Below are 15,526 nucleotides of genomic sequence, written 5' to 3'. Positions count from 1 at the left end.
TCCGTCAGAAAAACGCAAAGGCACGAGTCACGGCGCGTCGTCAGTTCCCTTTCATTACGTGCGACCAGCGCGTCGGCGTATCCCCGGTGACCTGCCTGAACACCTTCGAGAAGTGGCTTTGGCTTGAAAATCCACAAGCAGTTGCGATTTCCGCAAGCGGTAACTGATCTGCTCTCAGTAAGGTCATCGCCCGTTCCGTGCGCTGCGCCATCAGCCAGCGATGCGGCGTTTCACCGACTTCCTCCCTGAACGCGCGCGCAAAGTGTCTTACGCTAAGGCCCGCGACTTCCGCCAAAGCAGCAATATCAATCTCCTGATGCAAGTGTGCTTCGACATACTCGAAGATACGTTTCAGCCGCCAGTTAGGAAGCGAAATGTACTTCATCGGACGATCAAGAGCTCCAGCCAGTTGCAAAAGGTGTGCAACCAGTGTGGTCAACGCGCCGTCAACCAAAAGCCGATCAGTGGCGTGACCTCTAGCAGTCCCCTCCCACAGCCGCGTCATCAAAGGCGGCATAAATGAGTCTTCCCAGGTCGATTGCGAAAGAGGAAGGAACGTTTCAGTAAGCTGGTCGGGTGCGGCGGGACCGAGGATCCGACGAACCGTTGACGACGGGATGGTCAGGAGGAGCAATCGGCGCGAGCCTGTAACTCTCCATCGGCTGGTGTTGTCTGCCGGAAGAACAAGCATCCGACCCGGGGCCGCTGCGTCATTGCGCCAGCCATATCCCATGTCCCACGCCCAAGTGTTGTTGGGTGAAGCCGAGAGCGGCAACGCAACTACTGTCTCTGGAACGCTAGGATCAACAAACTCATGATCCCCCTGTTCGACGGTGATCATGTGAAAGTTCAAACGACCCGGAGAGTCACGGTGTTCTTGTGGAAATATTGAGTACGGCGACTTCCGGTAGAAGTCAGCATATCGAATCCAGTCTTCGGTTTGCCTCATGATGCCTGTTCCTATGTGGCGCGGGAATCCACCACCCTGGCGAATCGCAACACAGCCAACGAAAGCTGTCAAGCGCCTGCTCACCGCCGTGTCGATTACATACTACTTAAAACCGCAACGTATGAACTGAAAGGTTTATCTTACGTTTTCCTTTTACCAAATATAGGGAAATAATGGTCTTCCCTAACTTCCGATTTATTTAAAACGGTCGTCATTTTGACGTTTCAGCCATCCTGGACGTCGTTTTCAAAAAATGCCTTTTGGCACATTGACGCGCTTCGTCGCCATCCTCTAAGTTCAATTCCACTGCTCGGGCGGCAATAAATCTTCGAATGCTGTAAGCAAAGAGTCGCTGCTTCCCCTCGACGGTGACCAACAAAGCGACGTCAGTTCAAAACGTTCGTTTGTAGAAGCATTTTCGGCTTCAGACCACATCCCAGCGCGCGATGACTTCCGACCCCTAGCACGATCAGATGTAGCGTTAAAGTAGCCGTAGTTAGTAGTCCTATTATCAGACTGGCAAAGACATCGTCGAAACAGCCATTCAATACCTGAAGTCTTGGAGACAAAGATGGGATCCACCACCGCCACCGAAATTCTCGCGTCACTCGGTACCAATCCGTTTTGGACGCTTCACGAAATCCTGAAGACTGGCCGCTGGGTCGACTTGAGCCACACGGCAGATGAATCGACCCCGCTCTGGTCCAAGTTCACCAAAATGAGCCGCAGTACGCTTTTCAATCTGGAGGAGCACGGCTTTCAGGCACATGTCTTTACCCATGTCGGACAATGGGGCACGCACGTCGATCCGCCCTCGCATTTCCACGGCGATTTGAGGTCTCTGGATCAGTTGGCGGTTCGTGAGCAGTTCCTGCCGCTAGTCGTTATCGACATCCACGCTAAAGTCGCTGCGAACCCCGATTACACGGTCTCAATGGATGACGTCAAGGATTGGGAGCTCCGCAATGGCGCGATCCCGCGCGGAGCCTTTGTTGCTCTGCGAACCGATTGGTCGAAACGCTGGCCCGACCACGTTAGCATGATGAACCTCGACGCGGACGGTGTCTCGCATACACCAGGATGGAGTCGCGAGGTCATCGACTACCTGTTTGACAGTCGGGACGCGACGGCTTGCGGTCATGAAACTCTCGATACAGACCCTGGCGCAGCAACCTCCCGCTCGGACTTTTCTCTCGAGACTCTCGTCCTATCTAAGGACCGGTACCAGGTCGAACTGCTTGCCAACTTGAGCGATGTGCCTGAGGCCGGCGGGGTTGTCGTCGTCGCATTCCCGAAAGTCGCGGGGGCTACCGGCTTCCCCGCACGGGTATTTGCCATCGCACCACTCTGAGCACGATCCAGCACCGTCGTAATTCGACTCACCTTCCTTGAAGGAACGCATCATGTCTACAGATTCTTTCGGCTACAAGCAGGAACTTCAGCGAAGCCTTACCTTCGCTGACCTGGTCATCTACGGGATCGTCTTCATGATCCCAATTGCGCCCTTTGCGATCTACGGCTATGTCTCCGATGCGTCGGGCGGGATGGTTCCGCTCGCGTACATCATCGGGATGGTCGCCATGTTCTTCACCGCACTGAGTTACAAAGTACTCTCCGAAGATTTCCCGATCGCCGGCTCGGCTTACGCCTATGCTCAGCGCGGTATCGGCGAAACCGCGGGCTTTATCGCGGGTTGGATGCTCATCCTCGACTACCTCCTGATTCCAGCTCTCACCTATGTCGTCGCGGCAGCTGCTCTTTCGCAGATGTTCGAGATGATTCCCCGATGGGTATGGATTGTCGTGTTTCTGGGGATTGGCACAATCACGAACTACTTCGGCGTTCAAGCTACCGCTGCAGTCAACAAGTTTTTCATGTATGCGCAGATGATTGTGTTGGTCATCTTCTCCTTCGTCGGCCTCTGGGCACTCTATCACGGCGTAGGAGCTGGACATCTCACGCTTAAGCCGCTCTTCCAGCCTGAAGTCTTTAAAAGCGAACTCGTCTTCTCTGCAGTCTCGGTTTGCGCACTCTCATTTCTCGGCTTTGACGCAATCTCCACGCTTGCCGAAGAGGTAAAGGGTGATAGCAAGAAGACCGTTGGTAATGCGACTATCGCAGCACTTTTGCTGGCCGGCGCGCTTTTCGTATTGCAAACCTGGATTGCCGGTGACCTCGCAAACGGCATGAAGTTCAAGTCAGCTGATACGGCGTTCTATGAAATCGCAGAACTGGCTGGCGGAAAGCCGCTTGCGATGCTGACGTCCCTGGCCACCGCCATCACGTTCGGCCTCTCGTGCTCGATCGTCTCCCAGGCTGCAATCGCCCGCCTTCTGTATTCGATGGCTCGTGACCGCAAGATGCCTGCGATTTTGGCGTCCATCCATCCGAAGCATAAGACACCGAATGTCGCGCTGATCCTGATCGCTGTTATCTCGCTGGCAATCTCGCTCGGGTTTCTTGATCACCTCGACACGCTGACGAACTTCGTGAACTTTGGTGCGTTGACTGGCTTCATGATCCTGCACATTACTGTGGTTGTCCACTACGTCGGCCGCAAACACTCCCGGTCCCTGTTCAAACACCTGGTCTCCCCTGTAGCTGGCTTCTGCATTCTCGGTTATGTCCTCTATTCGATGGGCGCAGCCACCTGGGAGCTGGGTGTGAGCTGGTTCGGCGTAGGCATCGTGTATTACCTAGTCCTCACCCGCGTTCTGCGCCGCGACATTCGTCTCGAAGTGTAGAGATTAAAGCGGATTTGCCTGGGCATGCGAAGCGTCTTTCCGGCGCGCCCAGGTGTGATAGTCAAAACTTCAATAAACAACGACATTCAAAAAGTATCTGGAGATTTGCCAAGTGAAAAAGTTCGTTTTCCAGTCGTCAGCCCTTTGTCTGGCAGTGCTCGGTTCCCCCGTGCATGCACAAAATAACGTGACGCTCTATGGCATCATCGACACGGGGATTGCATACGTACATAACTCTGGTGGAAACAGCACTCAGATCACGACAATGTCCGGCAGTCTCGCAGGCTCCCGCTGGGGTCTTAAGGGTAACGAGGATCTCGGCGGCGGCCTGAAGGCCATTTTCCAGCTCGAAAACGGCTTCGACCCGACGAATGGAACGTTGGGTCAGGGTAGCCGGATGTTCGGACGTCAGGCGTATATCGGTCTCAGCGACGAGAAGCTCGGTACCGTGACATTGGGGCGTCAGTATGACCCGATCGTCGACCAGGTTCAGCCGTTGACGGGTGACAACTACTTCGGCGCAATGTTCGCTCCGCCCGGCGACTTCGATAACTACGACAACAGCATTCGCATCAACAATTCAGTGAAGTGGGTGAGCCCCTCCTGGGGCGGGGTTACCGTTGAAGCTCTCTACTCTTTCGGCGGTGTCGCGGGCTCCGTTGGCTCGGGGCAGACCTACAGTGCTTCCGCCGGGTATAACAACGGTACTCTGGGCATCGCTGCCGGTTACATGCACATAGACTACGGCAACGCACGTCTGGTCACGCGCCCCGCCAGCTCGGCCGATTCTTTGTTCAACAGCGCCGTCAACAGCGCTTATGCATCTGCCCGAAGCGTGAACAGCACGCGGGTCGGCGGCCAATATGTACTGGGGAGCGTGACACTCGGCGCGGCCTACAGCTTTACCGAGTACAATCCTGACGCTTCGTCGGCTTTCACGTCGTCCGAGAAGTACCAGAATGCATCCGCATTTGGCATCTGGCAGGTCGCCCCGAACTTCTCTCTTGGCGCGGGATATAACTATACGAAGTCGAGTGGTGACTCGTCTGCCAAATACCACATGTTCAGCCTCGGCGCAGACTACAACCTGAGCAAGCGTACCGACGTCTACGCAATCGCGGGCTATACGCATGCCTCGGGACAGAACGGTGCAGGCGAGGCCCAAGCGGTTGTAGGTTCCTATGACATCGACGCCGGGAAATCGTCGCAAGTCATCACCGTCGTGGGATTGCGCCACAGCTTCTGATTTTCCCGTCTCAGTATCGTTGGATCTCCGCGCCTTAGCTTGAGATTGCCTGCGAGTGGCGTTTCGCACACGTTGCGGTCGACAACGACCGTACGTGTGCATTTTTTACCGCAGTTGAGGCAACCATCTATTTTAGCGACGTTGGCTTCTCCATTTTGGAGACACTACACGACTCGCTGAACATACAATTTCTGGATGTTCATCTAGTTGGTTGAAACTTCATGGCTTACCTGCGGGACGAAGCGCGCTCCGTCATTACGGTACCTCATCTGATAGCCATGCGCAGGCGTGGTGAGAGAATCACGATGCTAACGTGCTATGACGCAACCTTCGCGGCGCTCCTGGATCGTGCCGGTGTCGATATCGCTTTTATAGGTGACTCACTCGGCAACGTGCTGCAGGGACATTCCAACACGCTTCCCGTAGATATCAATGACATCGCCTATCACACTGCCTGTGTCGCGCGGGGTACTCGCCGCTGCATGATCGTCGCCGATATTCCTTTCGGCTGCCTGGGCTCTCCAGAAAAGACCTACGGACACGCGGTTCAGTTGATAAGGTCCGGTGCACATATGGTCAAGCTGGAAGGCGGAGCTTTCCTGTCGAGTACCATCCGTTTCCTCGTGGAACGCTCGATTCCTGTGTGTGCCCATATCGGTCTCACGCCACAATCGGTTCATGCGCTAGGCGGTTTACCGTGCAAGGCAAGACGGACGTGGCCGCCGCGGGTCTCAGCAAAGACGCACAGGCTGTGGAAGCGGCCGGTGCACAGCTCCTTGTGTTGGAAGCCGTGCCATCTGGTGTCGCCGCGACCATCACTGACCAAATCCGAATTCCTACCATAGGCATCGGCGCTGGTCCAAGATGTTCAGGCCAAGTGCTTGTGCTCCATGACATGCTGGGCATATACCCCGGGCAGGCGTCGCGTTTCGTCAAGAATTTTATGAATGGCCAACAAACCGTCCAGAGCGCCATTCAAGCTTTTGTTCGAGAAGTAAAAGAAGGCATGTTCCCCGGCGAAGAACACTCCTATTGATAGAGGAAATTGCCGTTCACTTCGGCTCCCTGGCCGCCGCGTCCAGAGAATTGAGCGGTCGCCAATCTCATCGCGATGCCCGGATCAAGTCGATGACGCTTCCGTCGCGATACTCGACTACTCCGACGACTTCCGCTCCTTGCACGCGCGATGTGGGCTCGCCTGCCAGCGCACGGGCGGCGCAAAGCATCTCATCTATCTGCATCAGTTCGATTCCCGCGGCGTGAAACCGGTCGATTAGATCCGTTCGCCCCGGGTTAACGGATATACCGACCTCTGTTACCACCGCGTCGATGGTCTCGCCGGGCGTCGTCAAGCAGTCGACCTTCCCAACAACCTTGGCACCCGCCCGAGAAGACAGTCTAGTCGTCACAATCGCGAGCTTCGCCCCGGCGGCCGTATCAGCATGTCCCCCTGAGCCGCCGAGGATCATGCCGGAGGAGCCGGTGGTAACATTTACATTGAAATCAACATCTACCTCTGACGCCCCCAAAATCATCACGTCAAGCTGGTTGACAACTGCTCCACGGCTATGAGGATTCGCATACATGGACGCTGACATCGCCTGGTGCCTGAAATCACGCCTGTAGGATTCCACCGCGCGCAAGTCGAAACACTGAACGTCAAAAATTGTGCGGAACAGCCCCAACTCTAGCATTTCCACAAGCGCGCCGGTCACACCGCCTGCCGCAAAACTTCCCTGCACCTGGTTGCGCTGCATTAGCCCCTTCACGTACTCGGCTACCGCAATTGATACTCCACCCGCGCCGGTCTGGAATGAGAATCCATGTTCAAGCAATCCTGAGGCTTCGATAAGGCGAGCGGCCGATTGTGCGATCTGGAGACCGACCGGCTCGGTCGTGGGTTTTGTCGTCCCAGAAAGAATACCGGCCGGATCGCCGATGGAATCAACAACCACGACAAAATCTACCTGATCCTGGAAAATATCGACCGGACATAACGGATAGGGTTGAAGGTAATCAGTTACCGCTACGACGCGATCCGCGTATTGCGCATCAACCATTGCATATCCCAGCGGACCGCACGCAGCCGGACCGTCGACGCCGTTCAGATTGCCGTAGGGATCCGCTGCCGGCGCGGCGATGAACGCTACGTCAATATGCAATTCACCCGACTCTATTGCCCGGGCTCTGCCACCGTGCGTCTGAAACACGACGGGATTCGAAAGAAGCCCGGACGACACGGCGTCCGCCACAGGACCCGACATATACGCGGTAAGAATCCGAGCTACAACGCCGTTGCGAATATGCTCGACCAACGGCGCATGCACACCAAATATCGAACTCGTGGCGATCGTCAGATCTTTGATTCCTCTACGCGCGGCAACGGCGAGAACCATGTTGAGCACCTGGTCACCGTTTCGCAGATGATGATGAAAGGAGATGGTGTCACCGCTCTTCAGTTCGCACGCGTCAATTGCGGCCGAGATATCCTCAAGGCGCTTTGACCGGCCATGCCCTACAGGATGAACCTGCCTAGTCGCTCGCGTGACGAAAGTGCGGGTAGTTGCTGGGCCCACATAAGGGCTCACAATTCCGTAGCCGGGAATTGAAGCGGGAATCTCCCGTCCGTTAGCTGTCTTCACGATTCTCCATGATTTTTGCGGACACCCCCCAACGGCGCGTCCTTCTGTTCGTCTGCGGACGGACCTGTACAGCGACTCACAGTGCAGACAGTGGGGAGCGCAAGGCGATGGTGGCCTGCTCAATCTGTCTCAATCGGTGCAGGAAGATTGCAACGTGCGCTTTCCAAACTACGGACAACGTGCCCATTGGGCGATCCACTAGGCGTCCCGTTCTCCAATTCTATGCGAGCGCCGACCTTCCCGGAATTGGAACGTCGACAACGTAGCTTCGCAAACTTCGAAGACGAATGGAAGTGAGCAAATGAAAGGCTGCGCGGATGCGTCGAAGCGGCCGCACAGTTTTATCTCAGATCGGACGCCTTTTTTCTAAAACGGTCGCCATCCCTATCGTTCCCGTAGCAATCGATGTTCGTCGAGTTATGGATCGGCAATCATGCAACCCGGTGATGTTGTAGTGGCGTGAAACTCATGCCCACTGCCGAGACATCGCTGTACAAATGCAGGGGCCCGGACAAGCTCTTACGCAACCGAGTCAAAGTTAAACACTGGAGGAGATGTAGGATGAAGGCAAGAATTCTGACCACCACGTCGATTGCGGTTGCGGCAATTGCACCTTTTATGCAAAGCGCGTACGCCGATGAGACGGTGACAATTGGCCATGTCGCCCCGCTTACAGGTGCGATCGCCCATTTGGGCAAAGACAACGAAAACGGCGCCCGTCTCGCGGTGGAAGAGATCAATGCCAAAGGTCTTGTCATCGCTGGCCAGAAGGTCAGCCTGCGACTCGACGCACAAGACGACGCAGCGGATCCCAAAACGGCAACCCAAGTCGCGCAGAAGCTCGTCGACGACAAGGTCGTCGCTGTGGTGGGGCACCTTAATTCCGGAACCTCCATCCCGGCTTCCCGAATCTACAGCGAAGCGGGGATCACCCAAATTTCCCCTTCGTCTACCAATCCCGTCTTCACCCAGCAAGGGTTCAAGACGACGTTCCGGGTGGTCGCGACTGACGCACAGCAAGGACCCGCATTGGCCACTTATGCGGTTAAGCAACTGAAGATCAAATCCGTAGCGATCGTCGATGATTCAACGGCATATGGCCAAGGTCTGGCAAACGAGTTCGAGAAAACGGTCAAGAGCCTTGGCATAAACGTAACGTCGCGGAATGCCACCAACGACAAAGCCGTCGATTTCCGCGCAATTCTGACGAAAATCAAGGGTGAAAATCCGGACGCGATTATGTATAGCGGGGAGGATGCGACCGGTGGACCGTTCAGCAAGCAGGCTGCGCAACTTGGCTTGCGATCGAAAATCCTCGCTGGCGATGGCGTTTGCTCGGACAAACTGCCTGATCTTGCCGGTACCGGCGCAGAGCGTGTTGTCTGCTCACAGCCGGGAACCGCACCAGAAAAGATGCCAGGCGGGAGCGCTTTCAAGGCGAAATATCAAAAGCGCTTCGGTCAGGGCATGGAAATCTACGCACCTTTTACTTACGACGCAGTGTATATCGTCGTCGATGCTATGCGTCGTGCGAACTCGACCGACGCGTCGAAGATCCTCTCGGCGATGCCCACCACGGACTTTCAAGGCGTAACCGGAGAGACGACATTCGACCCGAAAGGTGACCTGAAGCACGGGGTGATCTCGATCTACAGTTATAAAGGCGGCAAGAAGTCGTTCATTGATGAAGTGAAGATGTAATGACCACGTGGCGACTCCAAGCTCGGTTCCGGAGTCGCCTCTTCGAGGCGCAACCGCTAGGAGTTGTCGCCGGTTGAACCCAGCACTGCGAGCCTCCCGATGACAGTTCCTCTTCTCCGCGTCGAACAACTCACCCCTGAAGCCTTCTCTCCTTATGGTTGGGTCCTTGGTAAGCGGTTATCGGCGTCTGCGGAAGACCCTCTCTTCCAGAGCGAATCGCTCTCGATGTGGTGCGAACATCTCTTCGATGCAGGAACAGCTAACGAAACGGAAATATTGTGGGCCAGCTTCGGAGACAAAAGCGACCTTGTCCAACAGTTAGAGGTGCGGCGATTAACGCAGGAGGCGATGGTACCTCTGACTGGATCGCTCATCCAAATCGTTGCGTTTTCACAGGCGACTCGCATTCCAGAAATGAGTTCGCTAAGGGCGTTTGAGATCCCCGTGGGAATGGGCACGTGCATTCGCCCGTGGTGTTGGCATGCTACGAGAACACTCTCCGGTCCGACGACTGCCTTTATGCTCTCCAGACGTTCGACTTCATTCGATCTGATAGTTCACCTGCATACGGGCGCGCCGTTGAGCGAGAGCGCAAGCATACCAATCTGCACGCACAGGCTCGTCACTTCGACTCCGCTGAACCAAGGATCAGACGGGACCCTGCGAAACGACGCGACCAACCAAACGTCGTCGGTGGCGAAGGAAACCGCCGCCTACCTTGTCTCGTGAGCAGAACACAAACAGGCCCGTCGTCTGAAAGCAAACGAAGTCTTGTCTCAATCTCAAGATTCGTGTCGCGGCTTTTCTTGTTGCTATCGGATGCGCAAATCGAGGCCGGTCCATCCGCGAGAAGGTGTTCCAATAGTCGCTGCACGGAGCGGGAAAGCGGTTGGTCTCGAACGCACAGATACATCTGCCGCACCGCCCATTCGTCCGAAAGTGGGATCAATGTCAGATTCAATCCCTTTAGAATCTCGACGGAGGGGCCATGTTCAGCCGGGCTGGTCGCGAGACACGCGGCTCCGCGTGCGACGCGTTCTGCGCCTCGCTGAAATGACGCATACGAAGATCAGCCTGGTGTTTGGTCGCGGGTAAGGTGCAGGCGACGCAAAGAGTCGGCGCGCGCGTCGGTGCGTCGCAGGACTGCGGGACACGTGCCGGATCGCACCGCTTGCTCACCTGTCCACAGTTGATTTGCAGTGTGCTTCGCACGTACGAGCGCAAATCGCTCAGTGGAAGTGCCTATGTCGACCAGTCCATGCGCGAGCCTCAGCAGGCGGAAGATCACCGAAATGGGCGCTAACGGCCCAGCAAGCAAAGGCACCGACAGGCGCACTTCACCGGACGCGTGAGTCCGGGCCAGACCTCCATAAACGAGCCGCTCGGCAGTTTCGCCGAAAAGCGCGGCATAACCCGTGTCGATTGTCGAAACGCGACCGCGACAGTTGTGCTGCTCGCCAAGGCGACCGGTGGATAGGGGACGGAACGCTAGCATGATCGATCAGTACTACTGTATCGAGCCGTACGCGCCATCTCTTTAAATTGGGGCCACTTCATGAAAACGCAGCGAAGGACGCTGTTTCGCACGCGCCCGGGGAAGAAAGATGAACGGTTTTCATCTATTCAATAATGATTTTCACTTTGCTGCGATGTACGAGCCCTATACCATAGCGTGGACGATCATGTCGCGAGTGCGTTCCAGGATTTCATCTGCACAGGCGTTTCGTCGAACGTTGAACGGGATTGCGCAGCGATGCGTTGCATAGTGACGTTGAAAGTTGGAGAAAATCATGAACAGGAGCAACGCACTGACTGCAAGCGCGCTGTCTACGGCGACTAGCCTTCGACCACCCAAGCAACCCTCGCACAAAGATCTCGACTATCCGCCGGCAGCACTCGAATTTGGAAAAATTCGCGAACTATTGCAGTCCTTTGCGGACGATGCAGATTTCTCCATGAATCTAGCACGAGGAATCAGCATTCTTAGGGTATTTACGATTGCAGATCGTGCGTTGGGAAATAAAGAAATATGTGAGCGAACGGGACTCCCTAAAGCGACCGTATCGAGGCTATGCTATACGCTCACTCAACTCGGATGCTTGACGCGCGATCCGATATCTCAAAAGTTTGTCTTGGGATGGGGCGTGCTTGCGATGTGTCATCCGCTTCTCGGAAAAATTCAAATCCGCCAGGCAGCACGCCCATTAATGGAAGAACTGGCCACGACAACAGGGTGCACTGTAAACCTAGGGATCCGTGACCGAAATGACGTCGTTTATATCGAGAGCGTTCGCGGAGATAAGGGAAATCGGTTCACTCCTGATATTGGCATGCATGTTCCCTGGATTGCGGCTGCTATCGGACGAGCACTGATCCTTGGCTACTCAAGAGGATCCAGGGAATCGCTGGTAAATCAGTCAAAAGTGCAAGAACCGAAATTGTTCGAGATCTATAGCTCGATCTGGGAAGCCGATATTAGACGTCACGGGCGGTTTGGTTACTGCGAGTCAGAAGGCGATTGGCTCAAGGGCGATTACGCTATCGCTATGCCCGTGCGCTGTCCCGCGTCTGAAACGCCGATAGCGATGAGCTGTACGCTTTTTGGAGGTAAGGAAGCAGGTATCCGCCTTCGAAACAAAGTGTTGCCGCACCTTCGAGAAAAGGTCAACGCATTGGAAGAAAAGATGCTTCTGACAGAAGCTCGGCGCGAGAGAAGGATATGACTTATCATTGGCCGTTTAGCGTAATCGCCATCAAAGCGATCTGTGCGACTGAAAATGATAGGTCTGCTTTTAGAGCGAAAGAAACAGAATAGCGCAAAATCTCGCAATTCAATATTCTTCGCGCCGCGACCGAACGTCTATATCTTAAAAGCAGACCCGGAATCGTCAAAACGCTGTGTTCGTACCCGCAATACCGACAAAACTGGATCTGGCCGCGGCCCCCCATTTGCCGTTAACTTTAGTCAAAATATAAAGCGATTCCGCGTGAAGTATCAAAGCCCCGTTGGCGTCATGGCGATCGAAATGGACAATGAAGTGCAACTTATCATTTGAAGCTTGCACCATCTCCAACTTCGTGTGCGAGGAACTGCTCCAGCCGGAACTATCAGCGAGCTGCTTGGCGTCGTTAGAAGCAGCGTATTCTTCAGGGGTATCCCACGTTTGAATCTGGCCGCCCGCAATCCGCACATGCGGATAGTGCAGTGTTTCGGCCCAAGCCTTTGCATCTCCAGAGTTGAATGTGTCCAAAAACTTCTTCAAACATGCGCAGCCTTCGTTCAGGAGCTGTTCAGCGTTGCCGCTCTGCCTATCCACATTATCACTGATTTTGGTTTCCACAACGACCTCCAATCGATCGACGTCAAACGTCTTCTGTTAAGTAGCGGGCGAATTCGCAAGTCCTATTGAAACATCGATAATGGATTCCGAAATCACACGTTTCGATACGTGGAACCGTCGAGGGTAAGTACGGGTTCGACAAGGCGCACCCGTTCTGGCGACGAGAGGAGAGTCCCTCTATCAGCACTGGATACTCAATTGAAAAGCGCCGAAGCGTGCCCGCTCCGATCAAACACCGGAGTGCCGCACCGTCGATCTTCGGTCACTTCCAACATTGGTGCACTGCACGTCCGCCTTGAAGTCGCAGCTCATATCGGCGTCTCACTCGAGTGCTGGCCTGCCAGCGATCAAGCGATCCGCCTTCGCGGTCTTATCAAGGTGCTGTGGCGGACTAGAAACTTCCGGCCCGCGAGTCAGGATTTCTACGTACTAGTTTCGATAGTCGGAACCGAGCGTCCGAAGGGCTACGCGGAATGTTTCAATCGTCCCGCAGTCATCGAGATGGCTATCCATCTCAGATGAGTCGAAATCGCAACCGCTTCAAGGGGCTCTGCCGAGTTGCTGCAAGCATTTTTATCCAGAATTATCGAATCTGAACAATGGCGGCAAAGTCCGCGATTTTCACTCAGTGAGAAACCATTTCATGAAAACAGTCGCTATGAGCAAAACCGTGGAGACGTCCAGCCGCGGTTGGACCCGTCACGACACGGTTTGGACGCTTGGTATTTATGGGTGTGCAGTTGGTGGTGGCTCCCTTTTTTGGCCGGTTACGTTGGGTGCACATGGTTTCTGGCCAATGGTATTGCTAACTTTGCTGGCATTTCCGGTAACTTACTTCCCCTATCTCGCACTGGCTAGATTTGTTCTTGCGGGTGCGACGCATGGGAAGCACTCTGGAAATGTTTTGGATACCACAAACGAATTTTTGGGGCCTAAGTGGGGAAGATTTCTCACTGCGACCTACTTCTTTACGGTCTTCCCGGTGATGATGATCTATGCAATCACCATCACCAACACACTGATCGATTTCTCAAAAACTCAACTGCACATAGACGACGTGTCGAGGTGGGTCGTTGCGCCGGTCAGCATTGCCGCATTGATGTTGATTGTGCGCTTCGGCACGAATGTTATCGTTCGGACTATGAGCATGATTGTCGCCCCGTTCATCATATCGATTGTGTTTTTCGGATTCCTAGCTGCCGCACATTGGAATTTCTCAATCGTTTCAACAGCCAGCCAGGTGCCGACTATCAAGCTTCTTTCGAGCAGTATCTGGGATGGTTTGCCAGTGACAGTTTTTGCGTTCGCTTTCACCTCCATCGTCTCAAGCTTCGTCGTTGCGCAGAAGGAACACTACGGTCAAGCTGCGCGGACTAAAGTCCCCCGTATTCTCTTCGCTGCAACTGCCCTGGCCGTTTCCACGATGGCTTTCTTTTCCTGGAGCTGCATTTTCGCACTGTCGCCGCAAGAGCTCGTAACGCTCAAAGCCAGCAATCTCACGATTCTTTCTTTCTTGGCCAGAAAGTTCGACACACCGGCGTTGGCGATCGCTTCGCAGCTGATAGTTTTTACCGCAATCATCAAAGCGTTTCTTGCGCACTACCTCGCAACGGAGGAAAGCGCGCGAAGCTTCGGGAAAAACTTTCTGCGCTTATCCGATTCGACAGTAAGCGGCAAAAGCTTCTCGTGGCTTGTGATCATTAGTGTCTTTGTGATTACCGTCGGGGCGGCTATTTATAACCTGAACGTAATCAACTTGATAACATCGCTGTTCGTACCCGCAAACGTCTTTATTGTCTATTTCCTCCCGCTCTACGCTCTTTTTAAAATTGAGGCATTGGCTCCGTACAGACGCAAACCCACAAATCTCCTAGTGTTGGCTGTTGGTTTGTTTTGCCTGGCAAGTGGTGTTCTGTCGATTATCGGAAAGCTCACCGGCTGAGTCAATAAGACAGACGCATCTTATCTTCCAAGCCCTCAGTTGTCCCTCTCATAGTTCCTCCTCCAGAACCGTTTCACCTGACAGACGCTGGCCCGTGATAATAGCAGCATGGTCATCCGGTCATTTACGATATACACCTATTTCCAGGATAGCCCAAAATGAGTTTTACATCCCGAAATGAAGCGGCTGCGGCACTTGATCCGAATCCGTTTTGGACCCTTCACGAAATCCTTAAGGCCGGGCGCTGGATTGACCTTAGCCACACAGCCGACGAGTCAAGCCCACTGTGGTCCGGCTTTACCAAGATGAGCAGGAGCTGCCTCTTCAACCTTGATCAACACGGTTTCCAGGCGCACGTGTTCACTCACGTGGGGCAGTGGGGAACGCATGTGGATCCGCCATCTCATTTTCATGGTGACCTACGGACGTTGGACCAATTGGAAGTGCGCGAACAACTACTGCCCCTCGTTGTAATCGACATCCATGCCAAAGTTGAGCATGATGCGGACTACACGGTGTCGATGGACGACATCAGAGAGTGGGAGCTTCGCAACAACGCAATCCCTCGGGGAGCGTTCGTGGCACTGCGTACCGACTGGTCTAAGCGATGGCCCGATCACGCGAGCATGCAAAACCTCGATGCCGAAGGTGTCTCCCATACTCCCGGTTGGAGCAAAGAGGTAATCGATTATCTCTTTGATGTCTGCGGCGCAACCGCCTGTGGCCATGAAACACTTGACACAGACCCCGGCTCCGCGACATCTCGCTCCGATTTCTCGCTCGAAGGACTTGTTCTTTCGAAAAATCGATACCAGATTGAATTGCTCGCTAATCTATGCGAGCTGCCGGAAGCCGGAGCTCTTGTCGTCGTCGCGTTTCCAAAGGTCGCGGATGCCACTGGGTTCCCAGCGCGTGCCTTCGCTATCGCGCCTGCGTGAAATGTTCGGCCCGGTCATTAGCT

The 15,526-nt window shown here is 54.5% G+C and carries 11 protein-coding genes and 1 pseudogene; 9 read left to right on the top strand and 3 right to left on the bottom strand.

Annotated features, from left to right (window positions below):
• Positions 1 to 40: 40 nt before the first annotated feature.
• Entirely contained in the window at positions 41 to 841 is an 801-nt protein-coding gene (locus BN2476_RS39035; protein ID WP_160111833.1) for an AraC family transcriptional regulator, read from the bottom strand.
• Between the two features lie 679 nt (positions 842 to 1,520).
• Between BN2476_RS39035 and BN2476_RS39030 the strand changes: the two genes are divergently transcribed.
• The 4 genes and pseudogenes from BN2476_RS39030 to panB form a co-directional block, all read left to right on the top strand.
• Positions 1,521 to 2,300, top strand: a complete 780-nt coding sequence (locus tag BN2476_RS39030; RefSeq protein ID WP_087739520.1) for a cyclase family protein — start codon at positions 1,521 to 1,523, stop codon at positions 2,298 to 2,300.
• A gap of 52 nt (positions 2,301 to 2,352) precedes the next feature.
• Positions 2,353 to 3,693, top strand: a complete 1,341-nt coding sequence (locus BN2476_RS39025) for an APC family permease (protein WP_087739519.1) — start codon at positions 2,353 to 2,355, stop codon at positions 3,691 to 3,693.
• Positions 3,694 to 3,805: 112 nt separating this feature from the next.
• Positions 3,806 to 4,939, top strand: a complete 1,134-nt coding sequence (locus BN2476_RS39020; RefSeq protein ID WP_087739518.1) for a porin — start codon at positions 3,806 to 3,808, stop codon at positions 4,937 to 4,939.
• A 221-nt stretch (positions 4,940 to 5,160) separates the two neighbouring features.
• Positions 5,161 to 5,897: pseudogene (panB, locus tag BN2476_RS39015) on the top strand (3-methyl-2-oxobutanoate hydroxymethyltransferase); the annotation flags it as partial.
• Positions 5,898 to 6,042: 145 nt separating this feature from the next.
• Here panB and citF read toward each other — a convergent pair.
• A complete protein-coding gene (citF, locus tag BN2476_RS39010) occupies positions 6,043 to 7,581 on the bottom strand; it encodes a citrate lyase subunit alpha (protein WP_087739517.1) in 1,539 nt (512 codons plus the stop codon).
• Between the two features lie 618 nt (positions 7,582 to 8,199).
• Here citF and BN2476_RS39005 point away from each other — a divergent pair.
• The 3 genes from BN2476_RS39005 (at position 8,200) to BN2476_RS38995 (ending at position 12,005) form a co-directional block, all read left to right on the top strand.
• A complete protein-coding gene (locus BN2476_RS39005) occupies positions 8,200 to 9,282 on the top strand; it encodes a branched-chain amino acid ABC transporter substrate-binding protein (protein ID WP_227747033.1) in 1,083 nt (360 codons plus the stop codon).
• Positions 9,283 to 9,381: 99 nt separating this feature from the next.
• On the top strand, positions 9,382 to 10,011 hold the full coding sequence (locus BN2476_RS49580) for an ureidoglycolate lyase (RefSeq protein ID WP_328590443.1): 630 nt from the start codon (positions 9,382 to 9,384) through the stop codon (positions 10,009 to 10,011).
• A gap of 1,061 nt (positions 10,012 to 11,072) precedes the next feature.
• Positions 11,073 to 12,005 carry an IclR family transcriptional regulator gene (locus BN2476_RS38995; RefSeq protein ID WP_227747029.1) on the top strand — a complete coding sequence of 311 codons (933 nt, stop codon included), beginning with the start codon at positions 11,073 to 11,075 and terminating at the stop codon, positions 12,003 to 12,005.
• 165 nt (positions 12,006 to 12,170) lie between these two features.
• On the opposite strand, the gene BN2476_RS38990 is transcribed toward BN2476_RS38995, so the two are convergent.
• A complete protein-coding gene (locus BN2476_RS38990; RefSeq protein WP_143811148.1) occupies positions 12,171 to 12,623 on the bottom strand; it encodes a hypothetical protein in 453 nt (150 codons plus the stop codon).
• A 643-nt stretch (positions 12,624 to 13,266) separates the two neighbouring features.
• Between BN2476_RS38990 and BN2476_RS38985 the strand changes: the two genes are divergently transcribed.
• Together BN2476_RS38985 and BN2476_RS38980 are read left to right on the top strand one after the other, a co-directional pair.
• A complete protein-coding gene (locus BN2476_RS38985) occupies positions 13,267 to 14,565 on the top strand; it encodes an amino acid permease (RefSeq protein ID WP_227747030.1) in 1,299 nt (432 codons plus the stop codon).
• A 158-nt stretch (positions 14,566 to 14,723) separates the two neighbouring features.
• Entirely contained in the window at positions 14,724 to 15,503 is a 780-nt protein-coding gene (locus BN2476_RS38980) for a cyclase family protein (protein ID WP_087739513.1), read from the top strand.
• The last annotated feature ends 23 nt before the right edge of the window (positions 15,504 to 15,526 follow it).

The organism is Paraburkholderia piptadeniae (genome assembly GCF_900007165.1).
Classification (GTDB): domain Bacteria; phylum Pseudomonadota; class Gammaproteobacteria; order Burkholderiales; family Burkholderiaceae; genus Paraburkholderia; species Paraburkholderia piptadeniae.
Note: the sequence above shows the minus strand (reverse complement) of the source record. Positions and strands in the feature narration are given on the sequence as shown.